Here is a 26689-nt window from a genome sequence, read left to right as displayed (position 1 = left end):
CTTATAATTAGTTTTTCATATTTTAAGTATATATTTTATAAAGAAAGGTTTTAATTAAATTTTTAAAAAAAGTTTGTTTTTATTTTCTTTTTAAAGAAAAGATTGTGGTAGGAGAATAATTCTCCTAAAATGTGTCTTTTCTTTTTAATCGTCTGAGTACAAAAGTTTTATTCAACAGTCAATATGTATAGTGTTTTTTTCTAAGTTAAAATTTCTATACTTATAATTTTCCGAATGCAGCTTCAATTTGTGCAAGGATTTGGTTGTTTTTGAAGTGAGCTTGATCAAGTGCACCTGTTGGACATGCTCCTACACAGGTTCCACATCCTTTACATAATGCTACGTTTACTCCACATTTACCATCATCTTCAATGGATAGTGCTCCGAATGGACATAGTTCAATACAGATTTCACATCCACCACAGTTGTCTTTGTCAACTTCTGCGATGATAGGTTCAATGTTTACTTCTCCTTTAATCATAGGAATAGCTGCTCTTGCTGCTGCTCCTGATGCTTGTGATACTGAGTCAGGAATATCTTTAGGACCTTGTGCTACACCAGCAAGGTATATACCGTCTGTCATGGTGTCAACTGGTCTAAGTTTAGGGTGAGCTTCCATGAAGAAGCCGTCTGCACTTTTAGAAATTCCGAGTGTTTGTCTAAGTTCGTCTTGTCCTTTTGGAGGTACAAGTCCTACGGATAGCACAACAAGGTCGTATGTGAATGCTGTGATTTTTCCGAGGAGACTGTCTTCTGCACGTACGGTGATTGTTTTATCAGGGTTTTCAATAAGTTGTGCTGCTTTTCCTCTGATGAATTTAATTCCGTATTTTTCTTGTGATAGTCTGTAGAACTCTTCGTATCCTTTACCGTATGAACGGATATCAATGTAGTATATAGCTACTTCGGTATCTGGTTCGTGGTCTACACATAATTGTGCGTTTTTCATTGCGTACATACAACATACTCTGGAACAGTATGGGTTTCCAACTTTTTCGTCACGTGATCCTACACATTGTAAGAAAGCAACTCTTTTTGGTGTTTCTCCAGATGAAGGTTGGATAACGTGTCCTTGTGTTGGTCCTGATGCGTTGATGTATCTTTCAATTTGTAATCCGGTAATTACGTTTTCAGCTTGACCGAATAAGTATTCTTCTTTTTCTTCTGCATCGAATGGGTCGTAACCTGTTGCTACTACTATTGTACCGATTTCAAGATCTACGTATGAAGGTTCTTGATCGTGTTCAATAGCTCCGATTTCACATGCTTTGTCACATAAGTGACAGTTGATACAGTAGTCTTTGTCGATTGTTGCAACAAGAGGTACTGCTTGTGGGAATGGGATGTATGCTGCTTTTACCATACCGGTTCCTTCATCGAAGTAGTTTGGTATTTCAATTGGACATACTTCTTGACATACTCCACAACCTGTACAGGTTTCAGCATTTACATATCTTGCTTTTTGTTTTACTGTTACTTTGAAGTTTCCGATGTATCCATCTACGTCTTCTACTTCTGAGTATGCGAGTAGTTCAATGTTTGGGTGTTTACTTGCATCTACCATTTTAGGTGCTAAGATACACATTGAACAGTCAAGTGTAGGGAATGTTTTATCGAGTTGTCCCATTCTTCCACTTAATGTTGGGTTTCTTTCTACAAGGTAAGTTTTGAATCCCATATCTCCTAAGTCGAGTGCGGTTTGAATACCTGCAATTCCTCCACCAATAACCATTGCTGTTTTGGTTACTGATACTACTTCAGGTGTTAGTGGGTTGAGTAATCTTACTTTTGCAACTCCCATACGTACTAAATCTTTTGCTTTTTCTGTAGCTCCTACAGGATCGTCTCCGTGTACCCAGGAGTCTTGTTCTCTTAGGTTTACAAATTCGAATAAGAATTCGTTTAATCCTGCTTCTTTTACACATCTTCTGAATGTAGGTTCGTGTAAACGTGGACTACATGCTGCTACTACAACTCTGTTTAAGTCTAATTCTTTAATATCATCTTGAATTAATTTTTGTCCTGGGTCTGAGCACATGTATTTGTATTCACGTGAGATTACTACATCAGGAAGGTCTTCTACATATTTAGCTACTTCTGCACAGTCTACTACTCCACCAATGTTTACTCCACAGTGGCATGTGTAAACTCCAATACGTAATTCTTCGTTATTATTATCTGCCAAGTTAAATCACCTATTTAATAAGACTATGATGTTTTATTATATAAAAATCGGATTTTTTTTTCTAAAAAATCTATAAAAAAATTCTTGTTAACTATTAAAAATTTAACAAATTATATCCTATATTTTAAAATTAAGTTTTCTTCATATATATAATTATATGTTGTTTGTATAAAAACGAATTAATTAATTTTTTAAAAAAAATAAAAAATAAAAATTTAATTTTAGTCTAAACTAAAAATAAATTACCTTTTACATTATGAGTGAAATCCAACATGTTAATGTAATTAAACTAAGAAGAACATCAACAAGGATAATTGAACTCATAAGTCTATCATCAAGCTTATATGTGATAGCAAGAACCAGGGCTGTCATAGCAGTAGACATACCACTTTCTAAAACTGAAACATCAAATACCATACCAGTTATATGTAACAAACTAAAAGTAATAAATACAATACATGGTGCAATAAGTAATCTGATAGCTGATACAACAACTGAATCACTCATATACTTTTTAACATCTCGGAAATTAATAGTTAAACCGAGTGATAACATGATAAGTGGCACTGTAGATTCTGAAAGATAGTTAAGAGTACTTCCAATTACATAGCCTGGTTGAAAATGCACAGCATTAGCAATAAGACCAAATATTACACCCCAAAGTGGCATAAATGTAAGACCTTCACGAATAACACGTTTGCGATCTCCACCAAATTCACGTACAAGAATCATACCATAAGCTACGAAAAGAATAGGTGTTACAAGATCAAAGAAAATTGCATGAATTAAACCTTCTTCACCAAATACACCAAGAGTAATTGGATAACCAATAAATCCAGTATTCATCATAGCAGCAGCAATCATAATGGTCCATGTTTTAATCTTATCATAACTGCGACTTTTACAATAAGCATATGCAATAATCATTCCAATAACACTTATAATAATTGATGTAATAGGAAGTATTCCTAAACTTGGATGAATAGTTGCCTTAGATAAGTTAAGAAATATCATAGCAGGCATACTTACAGTAATTACAATAGATGATAAAACATTACTATCTTGAGGTTTTAAAATACCAAGTCTTTTAAATAGATATCCTATAACTATCATGAGGGTAGGAATTAAAATAATTTCAATTGCACTAGCCATTTTAAAATAAATCCTCCTTTAATTATTTAAAAATAAAAAAAATTATAACATTTCCATTTATAATAAAAAAGTTAAGCTAAACCTAATGTTTGTTATAAATAATATATATTAATTATCATATATTAAAAAAAATTATTAGTGAATAAAAAAAAAGATACGGGGAGGGGGGGTTAAAATTTAAATACTATATCTAGTCAACAAGTCCTTCTGTTGTTACTTTAAATACAGCTTCACCTTCAGGTAAATGTGGACTATCTACAAGTCTTGCTACTCTTTTTCCTGATAATCCTTTTTTAAGTAATACTCTGTATGTTGATGCGTGTCCTAGAACGTGTCCTCCAACAGCTTTTGTTGGTGTTCCAAAGAATGCATCAGGTTTTGATTGTACTTGGTTTGTAATTAGTACAGCAACATTATATGAGTTTGCTATTGTTTGTAGTGTGTGTAGGTGTTGGTTTAGTTTTTGTTGTCTTGTTGCAAGTGATTCACGACCAACATATTCTGCTCTAAAGTGTGCCATTAGAGAATCTATGATGATAAGTTTAATTGGTACTCCACTTTGTATGAGTTCATTAATTTTATCAGCCATTAATATTTGGTGACTACTGTTAAATGCTCGTGCTACGTGTATTCTTTTTAGTACTTCATCAACATCAAGTCCGAATCCTGTTGCAATTTGTGCTACACGTTCTGGTCTAAATGTGTTTTCTGTATCTATGAATACTACATCTCCATCAAGTCCACCTTCTTCAACTGGTAGTTGTGTGGTTACTGCAAGTTCATGTGATATTTGACTTTTTCCTGATCCAAATTCTCCATATACTTCTGTAATAGACTGGGTTTCTATTCCTCCACCGATGAGTTCATCGAGTCCTTTACTTCCTGTGGTGATACGTCCTACATCAAGTCTTCTTTGGGATACTTCAAATGCACTTTCAAAGTCTATTTTTTCAGCTTTTCGTGCAGCTTCAATTACTTTTGCTGCTACTCCTTCTCCAATTTCTACTTTTACGCTTAACTCTTTTGCTGTTGCTGTTGCAAGACGCATCATATCTCCAAATCCTGCATCTCTGAGTTTTTGTGCTGTTTTTTCTCCTACACTTGGTAAGTCTTCTAGTTCTATTTTTTCTTCTATTATTTCTTCTTCTTTGTTTGTCATGGGTATCGTTTTCCTAATATATTTATTATGTATATGTAGATTTTATATTAATTTTTTTTTATACTACTATTTCTGTTTTTTTAACGTTGAGTTTTACATCTTCTTCATATTCATTAAATTGTGCATCTGCTACAATTGTTACTTCATGTCCTATGAGATCTTCTATTTTTGCAGCTAGTGATGATTCATCTCCTGTTTTTTCAAAGATTTCAATTACTTCATCTGTTGTTGTGCTAATTAGTTCTTCTGCTTCTTTTCTGAAGAATGTTGCTGAGATTGTTCCTGTTTCATCTTCTAGTACTGTTTTTATAATCATTAAGTATTCTGGTGTTTCTATTTCTTGTCCACAACTATTACATTCAAATCCATTTTCACTTCTGGTTGCTCCTTTATGACAGTATGGGCACATTGGATGTAGTATATTTTCACCATCAATTTCTTGGATATTTGCTTTTATGCGGATGTGTCTATCATCATCATCTATGTCTTCTATTGCTTTTTCTGGGTATAGTTTGTTTCGTATTTCATGTACTGTTGGTATACTTTGAGCTTCATCTTGTGTTGCTTGACGTAGATTTGTATCTGATGCTACGGTTAGACGTAGTTCATCGTTTCCTTGGAGTTGTATTCTTGGATTTTCTATTACTATTGCTGCTTGTTCTGGGAATTTTAGATCAGTGTCATTTCCCCATAATGATACTTGTAGTTGATCTGTATTATCTGCAACATAGATACTTCGTACTTTTCCATCTGTTCCATCATCACGTGAGAATGTATTTATTTCTCCTATATCCATGATTCTGACTTTAACTTTTACGTCAGTTTCTCCATCTTCTAGTTCTTTTAGTGTTTTTTCATGGTAGCGTTCTTCTGCTAGTTGTTCATATGATGGTAGTTTTGCTACTTCTTCATCTGATGGTGTTATTATTCTTGATGATCTTCCTACACTTAACTCCATTTTAGATTGTCCAACACGTGTTTTTGCATTTTCTATTTTTATTGCATCACCTAGTGATTGGTTTATATCTGCTTTTTCATCCCAGAGTGATGTTCGTATTGCACCAGTGTCATCTGCAATGTCAAGACTTCTTACTTGTCCTGTTGTTCCATCAAATCTTTCAAATTCACGAATATCGGCAATACTTAGAATTCTTCCTATTACATCTATGTCTCGTCCTTCTTCTTGATTTATGTCTAGTGCATCTTCTATTGGTGTTGGTGTTGTATTTATGAGTGCTTTTAGTTCATCATGTGTTTGTGTATCTATGTCTGGGTTTATTTTTATTGATGCATTCCATCCTGTATTTAGACGTACTCCATCGTTGTAGTCATCTTCTTCTATGTTTGCATCTTCAATTTTGATGATATCTCCTTTATCCATTGCTATTTCTGTTTCTTTATTCCATAGTGTTACACGTATTTTTCCTGTTGTATCTGCTACTTCTATACTTCGTACTTTTCCATCTGTTCCATCTTTTCTTTGGAATGTTATTGGATCATATACACGTGTGATTATTCCTAGGATTGTTACATCTTCTGCTGGTTTTGCATCACCTATTTTTAGAATTTCCTGTTTATATTCAGGAAGATCATAGTCACCTTTTACTATTCTTCCATTCCAACTATTAGTTAGTCCCATTTGGTTGTATCTGTATTGTGCTCGTGCTTTTAGTATTTTAATTGTATCATTTTCTTGTAAATCTAGTGTATCTATTAGGTTTATGTCTTTGTTCCATAGTGTAAATTCCATGTTTGCTGTGTCATCCATGAGTGTTAGTGTGATGAGGTTGAGTGTTTTATCATCTTTTGGTATTTCACGTTCTGTTCCAATTTTGATGATTCTTGCTATTATATTATATTCACCATCTTCTTTGATGTCACCAAGTTTTGTTATTTTTTCTTCATATTTTGGTGCATTTGGTGCTGCTTCTTCTGGTAGTACTTGTATTGATGAGTTGCTTCTCATTACAACTTCTAGATCTCCTGTGTAGCCTTTTTGAACTTCAAGGTTGTTGACTTTTATTATGTCTCCTTCCTTTATTCGGTTCATGTATTTCATGTTATCTGTCCACATAACTACACGTACTTTTCCTGTATCATCTTCCACTGTTAGATTTGCTACTTTTCCTTCTTTGCCTGCTTTGGTTTTAAATGTTTTAATGTTTGATATTGCTAGTAATCTTCCTTGTATGCTGATGTTTCCATTTCCTTCAATAAGTTGGCTTATTTTTTCTACTTGATTTGTGTGTGTTTGTTGGATGTTTTGTCCTTCTTCAAATTCTTGTATTGCCATATCTAGTATTCCATCTTTTGACATGAATGCTGAGTCTTTGTATGTATCAAGGTGTAATTCTACTCGTTGTTTAAATTGTTTGTATTCTACTTTTTCTTTGACTTGTTGGTAAGCATCTTTTATTTCATCTTCTGTTATTATTATTTCATCCTCATTTGATTCTGCCATTGTGTTTGATACCTCACATATATGGTGTTATTTAATATTTTAATCCCTATAAAATTTTTTTTTAGGTGTAGTGTATAATTTATGAAGTGTTTTTTTTCATAATTTAAGTTTTTTTACATATAAAATTTTATTATAGTGAATTGCTTTTTAAAGTGGTTGTTATATCATCATTTTTTTCTAAGTTATCATATGCTGTTTTACTACATTTTTTTGGTGATCTTTTTTTCTTAGTTTAATAATTAATATAAACATTTTCTTTTTGAATTTTATAAAAAATATTATTTTTTTTTATATGTAAATTTTTTTGATTATTTTAAAAAAGAGGTTTTGTCTTTTTGGTTTATCATTATAATAATTTAAATTTTTTTTTATGGGGATTTATGATTTAATATTCTAATATTTTATTATTTTTTTTTATACTTATCATATTTTTAAAAGTTTTCTTTTTTTTGTTACTATAATATATATTATAATAATATAAAATTGTCTTTATTTAGGTTTTTGTTTCTTATATTAAATGGCTGTTTTGTTAGCACATGATAAGTAATAAGTATTATTATATTTGTTATATATTACTTATAAATATTATGATTTTTACTATTTTTTAATTATTATAAGTATGCTTTTGTTTTATTTTTATACTATTTTGTTATAAAATATAATATTATAAAATTTAAAACTTATCTAAAATTTAAAATTATCATGATAATAATTTCACATCCTATTTTTTCACATATAATAAAAAAAGATAATAAAAAAGAAAATCAGAAATAAATATATTATAGAACTATAATTTTAAACCTTGAAAAAAATAAGTTAACACTAATTTTAGAAAAAAATAAAATTACACAAAAAAAGGGCTTAAAATACTTGATTATAGTATTAAAAAAAAATACAAAGTTTTTACATTTAAAAAAAAAATTAACAAAAAAAAGGAAGGTAGAAGATAACATGTCAATGACAATGTCAGAAAAAATATTAGCAAAAGCTTCAAATCAAGAAAAAGTCGAAGCAGGCGAAATAATCATGGCAGACATAGATGTAGCTATGATACATGACCTAACAGGACCACTTACACTACAAGCACTAAAAGATATAAACACAGACAAAGTATGGGATTCTGAAAAAATAGTAATACCATTTGACCACCAAGTACCAGCAGACACACTAGTTGCAGCAGAAAACCATCAAATGCTCAGAGAATTTGTAAAAGAACAAGGAATCGACAACTTCTATGATGTATATGAAGGAGTATGTCACCAAGTACTACCAGAAAAAGGACACGTAGTACCATCAGATGTAATAGTAGGATGCGACTCACACACCTGTACTTATGGAGCACTCGGTGCATTTTCAACAGGAATTGGATCAACCGACATGTCAATGGTATTTGCAACAGGACAACTATGGTTCCGTGTACCTGAAACAATCCAATTTAACATCAACGGACAACTAAAAGAAAACGTAACAAGTAAAGATGTAATACTAAACATCATAGGACAAGTAGGACAAGACGGTGTACGATACAAAGCAGCAGAATACACAGGAGATACAATTGCAAACATGGACGTAGATGACCGAATGGTACTAAGTAACATGGCAATAGAAATGGGAGCAAAAACTGGACTAATAGAACCAGATCAAAAAACAGAAGCATACCTAAAAGGAAGAACAAACAAACCATACACAAAAGTCTCAACTGATGCAGATGCACCATCACTTGAAGTAATAGACATTGATGTAGAAGATCTAGAACCACAAGTAGCATGTCCAAACTATGTAGATAACGTAAAACCAGCAAGTGAAGTTGAAGATGTAGAAATTGATCAAATATTCATAGGATCATGTACCAATGGACGTATAAACGACCTAAGACAAGCAGCAAGTGTACTTAAAGGAAACACCATCAAAAAAGGAGTACGAGCACTTGTAATACCAGCATCAAGAACAATCTACCAACAAGCACTAGATGAAGGACTAATAGACATATTTGTAAAAGCAGGAGCATTAGTATGTAACCCATGTTGTGGACCATGTCTAGGAGGACACATAGGACTAATTGGAGATGGAGAAGTAAGTCTATCAACATCTAATCGTAACTTCAAAGGAAGACAAGGAAGCCCAGAAGGATCAGTATACCTAAGCTCAGCAATAGTAGCAGCAGAAAGTGCAATAACAGGACACATCACAGCACCAGAAAAAAAATAAACATAAAAAAAAGGAATTAGGAGTTGAATAAGAATGGAAAAAATTATAGAAGGAAAAGTACTAAAACTAGGTAATGACATAGACACCGATAGTATCTTACCAGGACGATACCTAACATTAAGTAATCCTGAAGATCTAGGAAAACATGTAATGGAAGGATATGACCTTCACTACAAAGATAAAATAGAAAAAGGAAACATAATGGTAGCAGGAACAAACTTCGGATGTGGATCATCACGTGAACATGCACCAATAGCACTAAAAGCAGCTGGAATAACAGCAGTAGTAGCAGCATCATTTGCAAGAATCTTCTATCGTAACGCAATAAACATAGGACTACCACTAGTTGAAGTACCAGAAGGAACAGATGACATTATGGAAGAAGACATCATAAAACTAGACCTTGAAAATGGACTACTAGATGATATAACCACCAACAAAGAATATACAACAAGTAAACTACCACCATTCATGTTTGAAATATTAGAAAATGGTGGATTAATAGATTATCTAAATAAAACAAGATTTAATGAGGAAAAATAATTATGTATAATATAGCAGTACTAGGCGGAGACGGAATAGGACCTGAAGTTGTAGAAGCAACAATCACAATACTAGATAAACTTCCAATAGAATTTAACTACACATATGCAGATTGTGGAGATGCATGTAAAGAAAAAACAGGCGTAGCACTACCTGATGAAACAATAGAAATAGCAAAAAAATCAGATGCAGTACTTTTTGGAGCAGCAGGAGAAACAGCAGCAGATGTAATTGTAAGACTAAGACGTGAACTTGAAACATTTGTAAATCTAAGACCTGTAAAATCACTTGAACCTGATAAATATGGTGATATAGACTTCATGATAGTACGTGAAAACACAGAAGATCTATATATTGGTGATGAAGAACTAACCCCTGAAGGAGCAATAGCACGAAAGAAAATCACCAAAAAAGCATCAGATAAAATATGTGACTACGCATTTAAATATGCAAAAGACACAGGAAGAACACAAGTTACATGTGTACATAAAGCAAATGTATTAAAACTATCAGATGGACTATTTAAAGAAGAATTCTATAAAATAGCAGAAAACTATCCTGATATTGATGTAAATGATTTCTATGTAGATGCAACAGCAATGTATCTAATAACAAATCCACTAGACTTCCAAGTAATAGTAACCATAAACCTATATGGTGACATATTATCAGATGAAGGAGCAGGACTTGTAGGTGGTCTTGGAATGATACCATCAGCAAATATAGGAGATAATAATGGACTATTTGAACCTGTACATGGTTCAGCACCTGATATTGCAGGTCAAGGTATTGCAGATCCTGCAGCAACAATACTATCAGCTTGTATGATGCTAGATTATCTTGGAGAAAATGAACAAGCACGTCGTGTTGAAAATACACTTATTGATGTAATTCGAGAAGGTGTAAATGTAACACCAGATCTGGGAGGAGAAGCAACAACACAACAAATGGCAGAATACATTGCAAGTAAATTATAAAAATTAAATTATAAAAAAATATAACACTACAAAATAATAAAAAGATATAAAAAAAATACTAACTAAAAAAAAGGGTAACACAACACACTACAAAAAAAAAGGGAGATTAGAATACAATGGAACGAGTAAAACTAATTGCAATATTCATTATAGCTATTATGGTTATAAGTTCAGTGTCAGCATTTGTCTTATATCTTATATAATATTAATTATAAAAAGTAACAATGAATAAAAAAAAATACAATAATATTTTTACAATAATTTAATTTTTTATAAAAAAAAGTATGGAGCTTGATAAAACATGATTAAAATAGGAGCAGTAGTAGCAGAATTTAACTTTGACATAACAAGTATGATGTTAGAGCTTGCAAAACAACATGCAAAATTCCTTGATGCAGAAATAACAGAAACAATAGTAGTACCAGGAGTATTTGACATGCCAATAGCAATAAAGAAAATGTTAGATGATGGAAATGTAGATGCTGTAATTACACTTGGATGTGTAATTGAAGGTGACACAGACCATGATCAAGTTGTTGTAGCACAAGCATCACGTTTAATTGCAGATTTATCACTACAATATAACAAACCTGTAACACTTGGTATTTCAGGACCTGGTATGACAAGACTTGAAGCTCATAAAAGAGTTGAATATGGAAAACGTGCTGTTGAAGCTGCAGTAAAACTTGTAAAAGTACTAGAGTAAATACTTTATTACATGTTAAATGTAAAGATAGAAAAAAACATTTCACCCCCATAAATTCTCTTTTTTATAAATAATATATAATATCAATATACTCTTAAATAAGATAAAAAAAGGGAAAAAATAATATAAAAAGAATAAAACCAAAATTTTTTATAAAAAAAATATATTAAAAAAAATAATACTCAAAGGGAAATAGGTAAATATGGAAACTTTAACACCTTCTCAATTAAAAGAAAAATATGATGATGACTGGATAACACCATATCATGAAATAATCACAATAACTGATGATGATGAGCAAAAAGTTGAACTAATAGAATATCACCCATGTCCCATAGGATCTGACTGGATGATAACACAATATATGCGAACAAGTCCACTAATAATAGATGCTCATCGTGATGGAAATAAACACACATACATCGTAAAATGTGGACATGTAGATTTAGAACTTAAACCAAGTTTTCAAGCAGCAGGAATAAGTGATGTAATAATTGATGATGATGAAATAAAAATAGTACATGCAGGACTAGCTGGTGCAGGTGTTGGAGCAGCATTTTGTCGAGGAAAAGCATCTGGTGTAAAAAGAGTTGAAATATATGAAAAAGGTGGAGGATCCAAGGTAGGACGTGCAGCAGTAGTAACACCAAAATATAAAAAAGTTATAATAGGACTAGATGATACAGACATACCAACACAAGGAGCAACATGGACACTTGCAAATAATATTGCAAATGAAATCCAAAATGAGAAAGGATACAAATACCTAGAACATATCACATGTCAACTATTTCCTGAAAATCCAAATAAGACAAAAAACTGTGTATCAATAATACTAACATTTGCAGTAAAACCAGAAGATGAAGAAGATCTAATACAAACAATTAAAACTAAACTAGAAAATAAAACATTATCAGATAAAACAGCATTTGTAGTATATGATAAACTAGATGTTCCTCAAGATGTTCAAAATTATGCAATAGAAGCAAAACAATCAATGAAATCATTAGATGAAGCTCAAAAAATAGCAGAAGATAATGGTATAAGAGTTGAATATATAACAGGAAAAGAAGGTCTAATTGGAGCTCTTGCAGCATTAGGATTATATAATAATCCAGATGAATATGCAAAAGTATATGGAAAAGGTAGTGAAAACTAAAAAAAAAGATTCCTACCCTTCTTTTTTTTTAACAAATTAAATTATTTATTTTAAATTTAACACTCTTTTTTTTTAATCAAAACTTATTATAATATCACTAAATTCTGGATGTTTCATAATAAATTCACGCATAAGTGCAGGAAATCCCTTAATTCTAACGTTAAACATGTAATCATCAAAACTCTTAGCAGCCACCATATTAGATACATAAAATTCATTAAGCTTATTTGTATATTCTGTACTAAAAAATGGTATAAGAGGTACACATTCTTCTGGATGTTCAACTTGGAAATTATAAAGTTCATCTTCTATTTTCTTGAAGTTTTTAAGATTAAAAACTACACCTTGAAAAAACTGTTCATCATTTGACATAATACTATATATTTATAATTATAAAAATTCTTAAATCTTATGAACAAATATAGATAATATTTATTAAAATTAAATAAGACACCTATATAATAACAAAAGGGAGAACATGAAATAATGAAAATTGAGGTAGTGGGAATAGAAGATATTCCAATAATAAAAAAAGATGATAATCTTGAAGAAATAATATATGAAGCAATAGAAAAAAATGGAATTAAAATACATGATGATGATATATTTGTAGTAGCAGAAACTGTAGTTGCAAAAGCTGAGGGAAACCTGGTAAAACTTGAGAATGTAACACCAACAATGGAAGCTTATAAAATGGCAGAAGTTTCAGGAAAAGATCCAAAACAATGCCAAGTAATACTAGATAACACAGTAAATGTAATAAAATGTCTACCAGGTCTTATAATTACAGAAACACCATATGGATTTATATGTGCAAATTCAGCAGTAGATAATAGTAACTGTGAAGAAGGATATATAACACCACTACCTGTTGATCCAGATTTAAGTGCTCAGAAAATCAAAAAATACTTAGATGAAAAAAGTGGTAAAAAAACTGCTGTAATAATATCAGATACCCAGGGAAGACCATGGCGTGTAGGAGCAATGGGTGTGGCTGTTGGTATTAGTGGTATGCATCCATGCACTGATTTTAGAGGAATGGTAGATTTATATGGACAACCTCTTCAAAGTACAATTGAAGCAACAGCAGATGAACTAGCATCAGCAGCATCACTTATTATGGGACAAGCAGATAGTGGATTATGTGTAGTATTAATACGTGGATATAATCTTACAAATGTAGCATGTAATATTGGCGAATCAATGATAAGTGAAATACTAAGAGACCCAGAAAATGATGCATTTAGATAAAAAAAATAATTGGTTTTGATATAAAATGATCACAGTATTATCAGGTGGAACAGGAACACCAAAACTACTTCAAGGAATAAAAGAAGTAGTAAAACCGGAAGATTTAACAATTATTGTAAATACTCTTGAAAATAACTACTTCTCAGGTGTATATGTTGCAGCAGATATTGATACAGTAATGTATACAATGGCAGATTTAATAAATGATGAATTTTGGTATGGACAAAAAGATGACACATTCACAACTCATGAAACACTAGAAAAAATAGGATATCATGAAACTCTAAAAATAGGGGATAAAGATCGTGCAATAAAAATTCAGAAAACAGAACTTATGAAAAAATATTCACTACAAGAAGCTATAAAAATACAAAAAGATGCACTTAAAATAAAATCTACAATCTTACCTATGAGTAATGAACAATCAAATGTAAAAATTAAAACTACAGATGCTATTATGGATTTTCATGAATTTCTAATAGAAAATCAATCAAAACCTGAAGTAATAGATGTGATGTATGAACCTGTCACACCAGCAAGTGGTGTTATTGAAGCAATTGAAAATAGTGATCAGGTAATAATAGGACCATCAAATCCTATAACATCAATAAATCCAATAATACAAATGCCAGGAGTTATAAAAGCACTTAAAAAAGTACATACAACAGCAGTATCACCATTTATAGGAGAAACAGTAGTATCAGGACCTGCAGCAAAATTCATGAAAGCCCTAGGTTTTCCTGTTAATCCGGTTGGAGTAGCTCAAATATATAAAGACTTTCTTAATCATTATATAATAAATACTAGCGATGATAAATATATAAATATAATTGATGAAAATATCACAAAAGTATCTTTAGATAATATTATACTAAAAACAATTGATGATAAAATTAATCTAGCACATAAAATACTTTTATAAAACTCATAAAAATATAAAGAAAGATAAAAAAATGTAGTAGAAAAAAAATGGGATAATTTAGATAAAGTTAATCATATGAAAAAAATAATAATAATAAAAAAATATATCCTTTTATCTAGAATTTATACAAATCTTTTTACATTTTTTTTATAATAAAATTATTTCTTTTTTATAATTATTTCATACATAATCTCCCCGAAAGAAAAAACTTTTTCAAATAATAAATAAAACAACACAAAAATAATAATAAAATTAATTTTAAGTGATTGAATGATACAAATTACATTGATTCAAATAGATAATTATGGACCTTGGACTGTAACACCAGGACCAAGAGCTGAACCAGATTTACAAACATTACAATCAAGACTATATGGTGATTTAGAACGTGAATTTGGAGCACATGGAGGAATTGTATTTTTTAACAGATTTGATAATCTAATAGCTATAAGTAATGGTATGGATTATGATGATCATAAACTAATACAAGATTCAATACGTAACCGTTACCCAATAACTATAAGTATGGGTGTAGGATCAGCAGATACAGCATATGAAGCACAAAAAATAGCAACAGAAATGATCCAGAAAGGTGGAGGTGCACAAAGTGCATCTCGATGTGAAGTACTAAATATAGATTCACTAGTAGATGATGATGATAGCTATGTTCAAATTGCACATATTGATATTGATGATGTAACAGGACTATTAACTGATGTTGAAACAGCATTTGATACATCAATTAAGGTATATGAAGTACTTAATGCATTGATGGTAGAATTAAGTCAGATTGGAGGACTTTGCTTCTTTATTGGTGGAGATAATTATATGGCACCGTCAAATAATATATCAGATGACATTTTACGTGATGCATTAGAACGTGTTGATACTAAAACTGGTGTTAGACTTAAAGCTGGTATAGGACGATCTAAAACACCTGCAAAGGCAGCTGACATGGCAGATATTGGTCTTGAGGATATACGAGCAGGTAAGGTAGATGATACTGTAATTATATATGATGATCGTAAATAAGGAATTTGAATTTCTATCTTACAATTACATTCACCCTCACTACTTTTTTTTTTATTAAAATATTTTTTTACCTATTTTTTTTTAAGATTTTTATATTTATTTTTTTTTAGAGTTTAAAAAAAGAGTATTTTTTTCAGTGGTAATTAAGAGATTATAAAAAAAAGTTTGAATTAAATGGGAAAAATAGGGGGGGATTAACACATTTATTGTGTGTCGTATTCTATTAGTATTTTTTTTGCAGCTTCAATAGTTTTTTTATCATCACTTTTTGCTGCTTGTTTTAGATTTGCAATAATGTTAAAGAGCATTTTTTCAGTTATACTTCGTGTAAGTTTATCTATTTTTTTGTTGTCTTTTTCATTTGTATTTATCATATGTAGTGTCTTATCTAGTTCTTGTTTTCTGATTTTTTCAGCTTCAATATTTAGTGATGAGAGTATTGGTGTTATTTCCATTTCACGTAGACTATCTTTTAGTAGGATTGTTTCTTCATCTATTATTGCTTCAGCTTTTATTGCTTCTTGTACTCTTTTTTCCTTGTTTTTATCTGTTATATAACGTAAATCATCTATGTTATATAGTTTAACTTCTAGTTCTCGTACGTTATCTTCTATATCACGTGGATTTGCTAAATCTAGGAGTACCATTTCTTTAAGATGTTCTGAGTTTACTACTTTTTCAAGACGTTCTCTATTTATAATTGGATGTGGTGCTCCTGTTGCACTTATTACTATATCAATGTTTGAAAATGCATCATCAAGTTTATCAAAACGTATTGCTTTTCCATCAAGTTCTGTTGCTAGTGCTTGTGCTTTGTCAAATGTACGGTTTGCTACTACCATTGCATTGGTTTGTTTTTCAAGTAGTGCTTTTGATACTACTGTTCCCATTTCTCCTGCACCGATAATTAGTACATTTTTACCCTCAAGTGATCCATATTTTTCTTCAAGTAATTCAACAGCTCCACTTCCTATTGATACTCCACCTTCGTTTATGTGAGTATTTTTTCGTATGGATTGTCCTACATGTATTGCTTTTGTGAAGAGTTTTTCAAGTTTTGGTCCTATTGTCTTGTTTTTTATTGCATTTTTACGTGCTGTTTTAATTTGTCCTAGTATTTGATCTTCTCCCATGATCATTGATTCTAGTCCTGATGCAAGTCGTAGTATGTGGTTGATTGCCATATCATTTTTTTCTACAATGAATGTTGTAGTTGGTATATTTACTTCTTCATCTACTATTAGGTAGATTTCATACCTGTTACATGTTTTTAGTGTTACTTCTTCGAGGATATTTAATTTTTCATGTAACTCTTCATTTATCTGGTCAAGTTTTTCATATGATGCTTCCATAGTTTCTATGTCAGCTATTTTAAAGTCTATACGTAAATTTACTAACATCTTTTTTTTATTCCCCATTTTCTTTGATTTTTTTAGTGTTTATTATATATTCATTATAGTTTTTATAGTATTTCTATTTTATTTATATTCTTTTAGTAGGTTGTGTGCTTTTTCTTCTGCTTTTTGTAGGTTGTTTTCATCTAGGTATTTTTGTATTTCAGAATTTGTTGTTATTTGTTTCATGAATTTTTTACGATCTTGTTGTTGGGGTATTGTTTTTTTAAGTGTGTCTCTTATGTTTTCTTGTAGTTTGATATTTAGTATGTCTTTTGTTGTGATTGTTTGTTGTATTTTTTTTCTTAGTTTCTTTGCCATTAGTGGACTTTTTGATCCTGTATATAGTGATACTGTTACATCTCCTATTTTAAATGTAGAAGGTACGATTACATTACTAAGTTCTATGTTACTTGCACAGTTTATTAGTTTATCCTGGGCTTTTTTTGCTATTTCATCATTAAGTTGTGTGTTGTTTGTTGCAGCTACGATAAGATCACATTTTTTGATTAATGAATCAAGATGTGTGTTATCATAGAATTTTGCTCCTTTTTTTATGAATTCATCTTTTATTTGTGGATCTATGTGTTTGGTTATTATGTATACATTAGCTTGTGTATCTAGAAATCTTCTACTTCGTCTTATTCCTACTTCGCCTGTTCCAACGATTAGTACGTTTTTATCTTGCATATCTAGAAATAGTGATGTAAGTGTCATTTTATATCATCTTTTTTTCGCAGTTTTATTTTATCAGAATATATAATTTTTTTTAAGAAAAGTTAAAAGTTTTTTTTTTGAAAAAAGTTAAAAAAAATATTATTTGAAGAGAATAATGTTAAAAAAAATGTTTATACATATTCTTATTTTTTTCTCTTCAAAAAAATAGAATTAGTTTATTTTTATAAGTTTTTTAGTCTTAAATTCTTTATTGCAGTTTTAAGGTCATTTCCTGCTGTTTCAAGTGCTTCTTTAGCTTCAGATTGTGGTATATTAAATGTTTCTGCTAGTTTTGCTATATCTTCATCTGAATATTTGATTGTATTTACATTAGATTTTGCTAGTATTTCATCAGCTAATTGTTTTTTAAGATCCATGTACCGATCGTGTGATATTCCTAGTGCTTGTAGTTGTGAATCTCTTAGAGGACATGGTTTTGATGCTTTACAACACCATACTAGTGATCCAAAACATGTATTTGGTCCTCCTCCTAGTTCTGTTTTTTTACCAAATTCTTCTTTTAATTCTATGAAGTCTTGTGGACTAAGTCCTATTTCTGCAAGTTTATTATGTACAGGGCATGGTTTTACTGGTGGACAGCAAAATGCAAGTCCTCTAGCATCTCCTCCTTTACATACATGTGCAGGTGCATCTTCCCAAGCCATTATATATTTCACTCCTTAAAAATTTATTTATTTAAATAATATTTATTAATATTAATTTTATAATTATTTTTCAAATCCTATTATATTATTATTACATTTATTTTTCATATATAATGTAAATTATCATTTTTTTGTAAGTATGAGTAAAAAAAGAGAAAAAACTAGTTTAGAAAAAAAGGGGATGATAGTTTAAAATTTTTATTTAAATATGTGTGTTATATCACCTTTTAGTGCAGCTCGTGCTACTGATACACTATGAGCTTTATGATTTATCATTTTAAGATAATCATCATATGTTGTTATGGAGTTATTTGCTATGATGTGTTTATCTGTATTTTCTGATATTTTTTCAATTATTTCATAATCAGCACACATTATACCTGGTTTCATAGCATCTATGTGTATATATTTAACAGGATATTGATTTATTATGTCAATTATATCAAGTATATCTACACCCCTAACATTTGCACGTAGTTTTATTGATGTATCATAATTTTTATGACTTGAAACTTCACATATAATATCCTCTAAAATATCAAGGTTATATTGTAGATTTTGTCCACTACCAACATCTGTGATTGGTTTTTGTCTACAATGAGCATTAATTTCTAAAATATCAATATCTGTATTATTTTTTAATATTTTAAATCCTTCACTATTTGATCCTCGTATATTAACACATATTTTACCATTCCAATCTGGGTTATAATCATGTATAATTTTAACATTATCAGTAATATAATTACTTAAGTTACATGGTTTTATTGTAAATTCATCACGTCCCATATCTTTAATCATACAAGATGCTTCATATGTAGGTATATCACAACTAAATCCACCAAGTGTTATAATATCAACATTCTGATTTGTAAATTTTTTTGTAAATTTACCATCACATATACCAGCCATAGCTCCTAAAACATTCATAATAAATCATTAAACTCCTATATATAATAAAAATTTGAGTATTTATAATTTTAAACTTTTATTATTACTAGTTATATTGTATGTTTAAATTAAAATATATAAAAAAAAGTATTCTAAAAAAAATTGTATCTTAAAATAATTAGAAATAAAATTAAAAAATAAAAAAAATTATAAGCATGAAATACTCAGTTACAGGGCATCTGAACATTTTTCACAACTCCCACATTGCAAAGATAATTCAATTAACACACCATTTGAGTAGTTATATCTTCTAATATAATAAAATATTGACCAACGCTATTTTATTATATGAAGTAAGTACTTATAATTTAAACAACATGAAATTAAAATTTGATAATAAGAAATGAAAAGAAAACTTAAAATTCAAATTCTAAATTCATCACTAAAATATAAATCATTAATTTTATAAATAGATAACCCTTAAAAAATAACTAAAATTAAAAAAAGCTTTAAAAATCAACTCATAAAATCATAAAAAAATAAAAACATAATTATATATTAAAAAAAGCTTTAAAAATCAATCTATAAAATCATAAAAAACAAGAATGAAGTATTAAAGAAAACTTTAAAAAATACACAAGTAAAACTTTAAAAAAATAGTATCAAAAAAAATTATATTTATTTAATTTATATTTCTTTCCTATCCTAAAAACAATATATTTTTATGTTTTTTTTTATCTGAAATATATATTATATAATAAAACAAAATTAATTATTTTTAAAAGGAATTAAATTCATTAAATAATTAAAAACTATTTAATATAAAAAAATAGTTCTTTTATTTAGGAAATTAATAAAATATAGGGATTTTTATCTGAAAGTTTGATATAATCATAAAATTGGTATTCATCAAATATTCCTGTATCCTCTGCATATAAACAAAATAAGAGTCTTATTAGGAAGATTTCTAAATCTTTTTCTGTATAATTTGTTGATACTAATTGATCATGAATTTTTGCAAGAACTTCTGAAGCTTTTAATGTTAATTGTTCTTGTGTTGGATGAAATTTTTCTCCATAATTATAAATAAAATCAAAATTTTCAATATAATCTGGTAGTTCCTCTAAATTAAATTCTATATCCTCATTTGTTTTAATATTTGTTAATCTAAATGTATTAAAATCACAGACTATAATATAATCCACTCTATCTTCATTAGATAGTAAATTAGAATATCCTAATGCTTGTTTAAAAGCCTTATCTAAATTTCTTCCCCTAGTTTTTTGTTCTACAATGAAATTACCTTTCCAAATTACATCAATATATCTAGTTTGATTATTTCCATCTTTTATCTGATATTCAAAATTAAGTACCTTATTTTTAATATCAAAAATTTTCATGAAATCTAACCAAAATGAACTTGTTTCTCCTTTTTCATAAGAAGTATCTTTTTGATCTTCTGCAAATTTCTTAGCTTTTTCCTTTAATAATGTTAGATTAACCATAAAGAAAAGTAGGACTATTAATAACTTAGGTCAAAGAATCAATACATTATTTGAAATATTAGATGAAAAAGAAGATGAAAGACAGACTAATTTTTCTGATGAACTAAAAAATTTTCCTTATGTAAATGGAAGTTTATTTAGTGAACCTATAAAAACTCCCGTATTTAATGATGAATTATATCTATATTTATGTGAAGCATGTAATTTTGAATGGAATAAAATAAATCCATCAATATTTGGATCATTATTTCAATATGTGATGGATGAAAATATGAGAGGAGATCTAGGATCTTACTATACAAGTGAAGAAAATATATTAAAAGTTATAAATCCTTTATTTATGGATAATCTTAGAGAAGAATACAATCAAGCACTGAAAAAATCTTCAAAAAAAGATAAAAAATATTATTTAGAAAAGTTACTAGAAAAAATGGGTAATTTAAAATTCTTTGATCCTGCATGTGGATCTGGAAACTTTCTTATTGTAACTTATCGAGAATTAAGATTATTGGAATATAAAATTTTGGAAAAAATTAGATCACTTGAAAGTAATATTAAAAAATGGAAAGATAAGCAAACTATTCTAATACCAGGTTCAATTACGAAAATTAAGATTGAGAATTTTTATGGAATAGAAATAGATGAATTTTCATCAAAAATTGCACAAGTATCTATGTGGTTTATTGAACATCAAATGAATTTAAAATATGAATCATTAGACTTACATGAAGATAATCTTCCATTAAAACAATATGTCAATATAAAAAATGAAAATTCATTAAGAATGGATTGGAAAGAGGTTGTACAACCAGATAATAATGTTTATATTATTGGTAACCCACCATTTGGAGGAAAACAAAATCAAAATAAAGAACAAAAAGAAGATATGAAATTAGTCTTTAAAGGATTTAAAAATATTGGGACATTAGATTATGTGACTGCTTGGTATAAAAAAGCACTTGATTATATGAAAGGAACCAAAATAGAATCAGCATTTGTATCAACAAATAGTATATGTCAAGGAGAACAAGTACCTAACTTATGGATACAATTACGGAAAAAATATGATGATTTTTATATAAATTTTGCACATCAAACATTTAGATGGAAAAATGAAGCAAAAAAGAATGCTTCAGTATTTTGTGTTATTATAGGATTTAGTTTTAATGAAAGAAATAAAAAATTTTTATATACATATGAAAAACCTACATCATTACCTGAAAAACATGAAGTATCTCAAATAAATAGTTATTTATTAGATATGGATGAAATAGTTCCAGAGCCTAAAAAATATAAACCTATTTGTGATGTTCCTAAGATAGAGGCTGGAAGTATGCCAAATGATGGTGGAAATTTAATAATTAAGAATGAAAAAGAAAAAAATAAACTTATAAAAGAAGATTCTAGAATTGAAAAATATATACATAGATTAGCAACTTCAGAAAAATATATCAAAGGTGAAGTCCAGTATTGTCTATGGTTTAAAGATGATTTAAATTCAGATCTTTCAGATGTTTTAAAAATATCGGTAATTAAAGAAAGAATTGAAAATGTCAAAAATAAAAGATTAAAAAGTACAAGAAAAAAGACTAGGCAATTAGCTGAATATCCTCAATTATTCGGGGAAATAAGATTACCTGAAAATAAGGATGATGAATCATATATCTTTTTCCCAGCAACAACTACTGAAAATAGAGAATATATTCCACTTGATTTAATAGATCAAGAAGTAATTACAAATAATTCAGCATTTATTATTTCAAGTTCTAGTAAGTATCTTTTTGGAATCTTATCTTCTAAAATAAATATGATTTGGATTAAATTTATTGGCGGAAAATTAGGAGATAATTTTAGATATTCCACTACTTTATATAATGATTTTCCTTTCCCTGATGTATCTTGTGAAGATAAAGTAAAAGTAGTAGAATGTGTTCAAGAAATATTGGATATACGTAAAGAGTCTAAGAAAACATTATTTGATTTATATGATCCTGAAACTATGCCTCTAGAATTAAAAAAGGCTCATAAAAAACTAGATAAGGAAGTAGAAAAGTTATATAAATCTGAATCTTTCTATGAAAAAGGTGTATTTACTAATGAAGAGAGTACTTTAAAATTTTTATTAAAATTATATGAATATAAAAAGAATAATAATTAGAAAATTCTTTCTTTTTTTTGTACATAAATTTACAATTATATATTTTATAATGTATTATAATTAATTATACTTTTTTAAAATATCTTATGTTAATGTAATTTTTATATTATAAAATTGTACATGTTGTATATTTTAATATTTTTTATCATACTTTTTTATATTTACTTTAAATATTAAGAGTCTCCATATGTATTAAGTAGAAGTAAATATTTTATTAAATTACTAAATAATTAAAATAAGAGGTGTATAATTTATGTATAAAAAAATATTACTACCAACAGATGGTTCAAGAAATTCAGAAAAAGCAATAGTTCACGCAGCAACAATAGCAACAGATGAAGATGCAGAGATAGTTGTACTTAATGTAGTAGATAGTGTTTACCTTTCAGGTCTTCCTGAAGAAGAACTTATAACAGATACAGAAATTGTACTTGAACGTGAAAGTAAAAAAGTAACACAACGTGTAAAAGATATCATCGTAGAATATGAAGAAGAACATGGATTTGATCCTGAAAAACTTAAAATAAAAACTCTTACAATGGAAGGAAATGCAGCAGATGTTATCTTAAAAGTATCAGAAATAAAAGAAATTGACATGATTGTAATGGCAAGTAGTGGAAAACACATGATAGACAGATTCCTACTAGGATCAGTTACAGAAAAAATAGTAAGACACTCAAAAGTACCAGTACTTGTAATACCAAACAATTATGAAATAAAAAAAGATGAAAATAACTAGATAAAAAAAATAAAGGTTATTTGAAAAATCTTTTTAATATTTTTTTCCTCTCCATTTTACTACTTTTTTTATAGTTCTATAAAATTATTATCATACTTTATTTAAATTCTCTTTTTAAAAGAAAAAAAGGGGAGATGATAGAGACTATTAAAAACTAAAGTAGCTTTAAAGTCTTATTTTTTTTAATATCAGTTTATTAAAACTCTTTTTTTTAAATTACTCGTAATGGGTATGATAATTAACTAAATAATACAATAAAGACAATATAAAGAATAGGTATCACCATAAGAAAACTTTCCACAAAATTTCCTTTTAAACTTCTAAGATCCCATGGTAGTACTTTATTCATATAATCAGGGAAAATATAAAGATGTGCTACTATTAATAGTACAATTATACCATAAATGAAACTTTGTTTATATGTTACAATATATAAAAAGAAAAGTATTGTAGAATAAAATGAAAGAAGTATTGTCCAAGTATAACTAACTTTAGGATAACTTCCAGGACATCTTTTTTCACATTCAGCCTTACTTCCACCATAATAGAAAATCTTCATACGAAGATATATTAAAAAAGTAAAATATACAACTAAAGCACATCCAAAATATCCAGCATATAACATGGGATAATTTCCAGCTAATGAATATATTATTCCTGTTATAAAAAGAATTAATAAACAAATATATACTGAAGTAAAAGGTAAACCTACAGAATCTATAAGTTGACGAGAACCTGAATATTTCATATATTCCAGTGAATCATATCTACGTCCAACTCTAACTTCATTAATATAATCTATAGTTTCATCAGGATTAGTATCTCTAATATAAAATATTTTACGTCCAGTTAAATTATAAAAATAATCACTTGTTAAAAACTTAGATATCAAAACAAAACTTACCATCATAAAAAAAATTCCACCAATAATCAAGTAACCTGATGCAATATAAATAGTCATTTTATTTAACCTTCTTAAAACTTTATAATTTATTAAATTCTTTCATCCATAATAAGTTTATACTAGATTATTATACATATTATTTTTTTTTGATGAAAATTTTTACCATATATATTAAATAATTTTTTTTAACTATTTTTTTTATTCTTCTAAAAAAAATAAGAGAAAAGAGAGTTTGGCAATTAATATAACAACATCAAAATTACAATAATCATGATGGGTGATATTATAAGAGGAGTCTCTAAACAATTTCCTTTAAAAGTTCTAAGATCATATGGTAATACTTTATTCATATAATCAGAGAAAATATAAGCATGTGCTAATATTAATAACCCAACCATACCATAAATTAAAATCTGTGCATGTGATGCTATATATAACAGATAAAATAGTGTAGTATGTATAGAAAGATACAATGTCCAAGTATAACTAACCATAGGGTAACTTATAGGATATCTCTTTTCACTTTCATACTTATCTCCATTATAATAGAAAACTTTTATACGAAGACATATTAAAAAACTAAAATATATAATTAAACCGGAAAGAAAACATCCAAGATATAATATAAGATAATAATCACCGAGCAAATATACTGAATATCCAATAAAAAGAATTAATAAACAAATAGTTATTGAACAAAGAGGTATACCTATAGAATCTATAAGTTCACGTGAACCCTTATCTTTAGAATACAACAATCTACGTCCAGTTACTTTATAATATTCATCTTTAATTTCACGAGCACTAAACTCTCTAACATAATATATTTTACGCCCTGTTAAATTATAAAATAAATCACTTTTTAAAAATTCATATATCGAAAAGAAACCTACTAATATAATAATTACACCAATAGGTAAAATTAAAATACTCATATCATCACTAATTATTTTTTTCTAAATAAGGGTTTAAAAATTCTTTAAAAGGATCTACTAATATTTTATCCATTGCTTCTCCATATAAATCTCCTTGAACTTCATCAAATCCTTTTAAAATAACTTTTCCCATTTTTCCTACTTTTCCACCTTCATCAAATATTTTCCCACTCTCTGTTGCCAGTTCAAATACTTTAAATGTTCTTGGTACAAATGATACTGGGAAAAAACACAATGCAATATCTAATCCACTAGAAAAAGCTCTACTCAAATTATATCTATCAGTTGTCCAACCATTAGCATCAGCACATAAAAGTGCCCCACCAACCAGCATCATACCTCCACCAACAATAAATCCAAAACCATCACCAAATCCAGTTGCAAATACACCTGCACCCACATCAATTAATATTCCTCCCAGCATTCCTTCAATTTCTGCCCATCCAGAATCTAGTGGTAATCCTAGAATATTTTTTGTTTTATCTTTAAAGTTTAGGCATAATATATCTTCAAAGCAATAATTTGATGGAGCTTTATTTTTATTTGTTTGGTTTATTATATCAGGTGTTAAATTTTCTGTTATTGCTCCTTTATATTCAAATCCATCAATACATAATATGTATGTCATAATTCCTGTTTTTAAGTCTAATATCATTGATACATTTTCTGTTAAGTTTGAATGCATCTTAAGTATGCCTGTTTCATTATCTAGGAATAAATTAACCTCTGAATTTAGTTTTAGTAATCCTATTATTTCATCCTTTGTTGTTGTTGCTATATTATATTCTATTGTATTTAATACAAATTTAGCACAATTATACGAAAACATTGACTGATACATATTAAACATTACTATATTTGTATTGTCTTTTATTGTCATTCCTGCTAATGGATCATTATAGTGTATGTAATTCATTCTACTATTTTCTATTCCCACCATACACATTACTTCATCTGTTATAATTCTTGTTGTATTTAATTTTTGTGCTACATAATCAGAATAAGAATGCATCATTGCTAAAAACA

Annotated in this window: 23 protein-coding genes and 1 pseudogene; 11 read left to right on the top strand and 13 right to left on the bottom strand. The window is 28.6% G+C overall.

Going from position 1 to position 26689, the window contains the following annotated elements:
* Window positions 1-220 precede the first annotated feature (220 nt).
* The 4 genes from MSCUN_RS03540 to MSCUN_RS03525 all read right to left on the bottom strand — a co-directional run bounded on the left by MSCUN_RS03540 (window position 221) and on the right by MSCUN_RS03525 (window position 6957).
* Complete coding sequence (locus tag MSCUN_RS03540) at window positions 221-2185, bottom strand: CoB--CoM heterodisulfide reductase iron-sulfur subunit A family protein (RefSeq protein WP_095607839.1); 1965 nt, start codon at window positions 2183-2185, stop codon at window positions 221-223.
* Window positions 2186-2434: 249 nt separating this feature from the next.
* Window positions 2435-3337 carry an AEC family transporter gene (locus tag MSCUN_RS03535; RefSeq protein ID WP_095607838.1) on the bottom strand — a complete coding sequence of 301 codons (903 nt, stop codon included), beginning with the start codon at window positions 3335-3337 and terminating at the stop codon, window positions 2435-2437.
* 190 nt (window positions 3338-3527) lie between these two features.
* On the bottom strand, window positions 3528-4496 hold the full coding sequence (gene radA / locus MSCUN_RS03530; protein ID WP_095607837.1) for a DNA repair and recombination protein RadA: 969 nt from the start codon (window positions 4494-4496) through the stop codon (window positions 3528-3530).
* Between the two features lie 58 nt (window positions 4497-4554).
* On the bottom strand, window positions 4555-6957 hold the full coding sequence (locus MSCUN_RS03525; protein WP_095607836.1) for an OB-fold nucleic acid binding domain-containing protein: 2403 nt from the start codon (window positions 6955-6957) through the stop codon (window positions 4555-4557).
* Between the two features lie 951 nt (window positions 6958-7908).
* On the opposite strand from MSCUN_RS03525, the gene hacA reads away from it, so the two are divergent.
* From hacA to mmp11, 5 genes are all read left to right on the top strand, one after another.
* Window positions 7909-9165, top strand: a complete 1257-nt coding sequence (hacA, locus tag MSCUN_RS03520) for a homoaconitase large subunit (protein ID WP_095607835.1) — start codon at window positions 7909-7911, stop codon at window positions 9163-9165.
* A 33-nt stretch (window positions 9166-9198) separates the two neighbouring features.
* Window positions 9199-9708 (top strand): 3-isopropylmalate dehydratase small subunit, encoded by a 510-nt coding sequence (locus MSCUN_RS03515; RefSeq protein WP_180738324.1) that lies wholly within the window; start codon window positions 9199-9201, stop codon window positions 9706-9708.
* A 2-nt stretch (window positions 9709-9710) separates the two neighbouring features.
* Window positions 9711-10685 carry an isocitrate/isopropylmalate family dehydrogenase gene (locus tag MSCUN_RS03510; RefSeq protein WP_095607834.1) on the top strand — a complete coding sequence of 325 codons (975 nt, stop codon included), beginning with the start codon at window positions 9711-9713 and terminating at the stop codon, window positions 10683-10685.
* Between the two features lie 301 nt (window positions 10686-10986).
* Window positions 10987-11391: a 6,7-dimethyl-8-ribityllumazine synthase gene (gene ribH, locus MSCUN_RS03505; protein ID WP_095607833.1), complete on the top strand. Its 405-nt coding sequence runs from the start codon at window positions 10987-10989 to the stop codon at window positions 11389-11391.
* Window positions 11392-11593: 202 nt separating this feature from the next.
* Entirely contained in the window at window positions 11594-12550 is a 957-nt protein-coding gene (mmp11, locus tag MSCUN_RS03500) for a methanogenesis marker protein 11 (protein WP_095607832.1), read from the top strand.
* A gap of 72 nt (window positions 12551-12622) precedes the next feature.
* On the opposite strand, the gene MSCUN_RS03495 is transcribed toward mmp11, so the two are convergent.
* Window positions 12623-12922 carry a hypothetical protein gene (locus tag MSCUN_RS03495; protein ID WP_095607831.1) on the bottom strand — a complete coding sequence of 100 codons (300 nt, stop codon included), beginning with the start codon at window positions 12920-12922 and terminating at the stop codon, window positions 12623-12625.
* Between the two features lie 114 nt (window positions 12923-13036).
* On the opposite strand from MSCUN_RS03495, the gene cofE reads away from it, so the two are divergent.
* From cofE to MSCUN_RS03480, 3 genes are all read left to right on the top strand, one after another.
* A complete protein-coding gene (gene cofE / locus MSCUN_RS03490; protein ID WP_095607830.1) occupies window positions 13037-13801 on the top strand; it encodes a coenzyme F420-0:L-glutamate ligase in 765 nt (254 codons plus the stop codon).
* A 25-nt stretch (window positions 13802-13826) separates the two neighbouring features.
* Entirely contained in the window at window positions 13827-14723 is an 897-nt protein-coding gene (cofD, locus tag MSCUN_RS03485; protein WP_095607829.1) for a 2-phospho-L-lactate transferase, read from the top strand.
* Window positions 14724-14993: 270 nt separating this feature from the next.
* A complete protein-coding gene (locus tag MSCUN_RS03480) occupies window positions 14994-15755 on the top strand; it encodes a GTP cyclohydrolase III (protein WP_095607828.1) in 762 nt (253 codons plus the stop codon).
* 203 nt (window positions 15756-15958) lie between these two features.
* Here the strand turns inward: MSCUN_RS03480 and hemA are convergent, their stop codons facing one another.
* The 5 genes from hemA to MSCUN_RS03455 all read right to left on the bottom strand — a co-directional run bounded on the left by hemA (window position 15959) and on the right by MSCUN_RS03455 (window position 20927).
* Window positions 15959-17155, bottom strand: coding sequence for a glutamyl-tRNA reductase (gene hemA / locus MSCUN_RS03475; protein ID WP_095607827.1), 1197 nt, complete (start codon window positions 17153-17155; stop codon window positions 15959-15961).
* A 78-nt stretch (window positions 17156-17233) separates the two neighbouring features.
* On the bottom strand, window positions 17234-17866 hold the full coding sequence (locus tag MSCUN_RS03470; protein WP_095607826.1) for a precorrin-2 dehydrogenase/sirohydrochlorin ferrochelatase family protein: 633 nt from the start codon (window positions 17864-17866) through the stop codon (window positions 17234-17236).
* 182 nt (window positions 17867-18048) lie between these two features.
* Entirely contained in the window at window positions 18049-18531 is a 483-nt protein-coding gene (locus MSCUN_RS03465) for a methanogenesis marker 9 domain-containing protein (RefSeq protein WP_095607825.1), read from the bottom strand.
* A 198-nt stretch (window positions 18532-18729) separates the two neighbouring features.
* On the bottom strand, window positions 18730-19461 hold the full coding sequence (locus MSCUN_RS03460; protein ID WP_095607824.1) for a tRNA-dihydrouridine synthase: 732 nt from the start codon (window positions 19459-19461) through the stop codon (window positions 18730-18732).
* An 803-nt stretch (window positions 19462-20264) separates the two neighbouring features.
* Entirely contained in the window at window positions 20265-20927 is a 663-nt protein-coding gene (locus MSCUN_RS03455) for a type IIL restriction-modification enzyme MmeI (protein ID WP_095607823.1), read from the bottom strand.
* Between MSCUN_RS03455 and MSCUN_RS08475 the strand changes: the two are divergent.
* The 3 genes and pseudogenes from MSCUN_RS08475 to MSCUN_RS03445 all read left to right on the top strand — a co-directional run.
* Window positions 20926-21006 (top strand): annotated as a pseudogene (locus MSCUN_RS08475) (hypothetical protein); the annotation flags it as partial. The gene MSCUN_RS03455 and the pseudogene MSCUN_RS08475 overlap by 2 nt on opposite strands.
* Before the next feature lie 180 nt (window positions 21007-21186).
* The gene (locus MSCUN_RS03450; RefSeq protein ID WP_109582977.1) at window positions 21187-23085 is read left to right on the top strand and encodes a class I SAM-dependent DNA methyltransferase; all 1899 of its coding nucleotides are present in this window, start codon (window positions 21187-21189) and stop codon (window positions 23083-23085) included.
* A 253-nt stretch (window positions 23086-23338) separates the two neighbouring features.
* A complete protein-coding gene (locus MSCUN_RS03445; protein WP_095607821.1) occupies window positions 23339-23824 on the top strand; it encodes a universal stress protein in 486 nt (161 codons plus the stop codon).
* Between the two features lie 238 nt (window positions 23825-24062).
* Here MSCUN_RS03445 and MSCUN_RS03440 read toward each other — a convergent pair whose 3' ends face one another.
* The 3 genes from MSCUN_RS03440 to MSCUN_RS08285 all read right to left on the bottom strand — a co-directional run.
* Window positions 24063-24734, bottom strand: a complete 672-nt coding sequence (locus MSCUN_RS03440; RefSeq protein WP_143744836.1) for a hypothetical protein — start codon at window positions 24732-24734, stop codon at window positions 24063-24065.
* A gap of 233 nt (window positions 24735-24967) precedes the next feature.
* Entirely contained in the window at window positions 24968-25663 is a 696-nt protein-coding gene (locus MSCUN_RS03435) for a hypothetical protein (RefSeq protein WP_095607819.1), read from the bottom strand.
* Window positions 25664-25670: 7 nt separating this feature from the next.
* Window positions 25671-26689 (bottom strand): hypothetical protein (locus MSCUN_RS08285; RefSeq protein WP_170104025.1); only part of this gene is annotated, 1019 nt, incomplete at its 5' end.

It is taken from the genome of Methanosphaera cuniculi (genome assembly GCF_003149675.1).
GTDB lineage: Archaea > Methanobacteriota > Methanobacteria > Methanobacteriales > Methanobacteriaceae > Methanosphaera > Methanosphaera cuniculi.
This window is presented reverse-complemented; position numbering and strand designations above follow the sequence as displayed.

Bases quoted from the DNA above. Each gene is read 5' to 3' on its own strand.
- MSCUN_RS03450 (WP_109582977.1), top strand. From the start codon at position 21,187: ATGGATGAAAATATGAGAGGAGATCTAGGATCTTACTATACAAGTGAA.
- MSCUN_RS03465 (WP_095607825.1), bottom strand. From the start codon at position 18,531: ATGGCTTGGGAAGATGCACCTGCACATGTATGTAAAGGAGGAGATGCT.
- ribH (WP_095607833.1), top strand. From the start codon at position 10,987: ATGATTAAAATAGGAGCAGTAGTAGCAGAATTTAACTTTGACATAACA.
- MSCUN_RS03440 (WP_143744836.1), bottom strand. From the start codon at position 24,734: ATGATGGTAAGTTTTGTTTTGATATCTAAGTTTTTAACAAGTGATTAT.
- hacA (WP_095607835.1), top strand. From the start codon at position 7,909: ATGTCAATGACAATGTCAGAAAAAATATTAGCAAAAGCTTCAAATCAA.
- hemA (WP_095607827.1), bottom strand. From the start codon at position 17,155: ATGTTAGTAAATTTACGTATAGACTTTAAAATAGCTGACATAGAAACT.
- mmp11 (WP_095607832.1), top strand. From the start codon at position 11,594: ATGGAAACTTTAACACCTTCTCAATTAAAAGAAAAATATGATGATGAC.
- MSCUN_RS03535 (WP_095607838.1), bottom strand. From the start codon at position 3,337: ATGGCTAGTGCAATTGAAATTATTTTAATTCCTACCCTCATGATAGTT.
- MSCUN_RS03460 (WP_095607824.1), bottom strand. From the start codon at position 19,461: ATGAATGTTTTAGGAGCTATGGCTGGTATATGTGATGGTAAATTTACA.
- MSCUN_RS03480 (WP_095607828.1), top strand. From the start codon at position 14,994: ATGATACAAATTACATTGATTCAAATAGATAATTATGGACCTTGGACT.
- MSCUN_RS03470 (WP_095607826.1), bottom strand. From the start codon at position 17,866: ATGACACTTACATCACTATTTCTAGATATGCAAGATAAAAACGTACTA.
- radA (WP_095607837.1), bottom strand. From the start codon at position 4,496: ATGACAAACAAAGAAGAAGAAATAATAGAAGAAAAAATAGAACTAGAA.
- MSCUN_RS03515 (WP_180738324.1), top strand. From the start codon at position 9,199: ATGGAAAAAATTATAGAAGGAAAAGTACTAAAACTAGGTAATGACATA.
- MSCUN_RS03445 (WP_095607821.1), top strand. From the start codon at position 23,339: ATGTATAAAAAAATATTACTACCAACAGATGGTTCAAGAAATTCAGAA.
- MSCUN_RS03495 (WP_095607831.1), bottom strand. From the start codon at position 12,922: ATGTCAAATGATGAACAGTTTTTTCAAGGTGTAGTTTTTAATCTTAAA.
- MSCUN_RS03435 (WP_095607819.1), bottom strand. From the start codon at position 25,663: ATGAGTATTTTAATTTTACCTATTGGTGTAATTATTATATTAGTAGGT.
- cofE (WP_095607830.1), top strand. From the start codon at position 13,037: ATGAAAATTGAGGTAGTGGGAATAGAAGATATTCCAATAATAAAAAAA.
- MSCUN_RS03455 (WP_095607823.1), bottom strand. From the start codon at position 20,927: ATGGTTAATCTAACATTATTAAAGGAAAAAGCTAAGAAATTTGCAGAA.
- cofD (WP_095607829.1), top strand. From the start codon at position 13,827: ATGATCACAGTATTATCAGGTGGAACAGGAACACCAAAACTACTTCAA.
- MSCUN_RS03510 (WP_095607834.1), top strand. From the start codon at position 9,711: ATGTATAATATAGCAGTACTAGGCGGAGACGGAATAGGACCTGAAGTT.
- MSCUN_RS03525 (WP_095607836.1), bottom strand. From the start codon at position 6,957: ATGGCAGAATCAAATGAGGATGAAATAATAATAACAGAAGATGAAATA.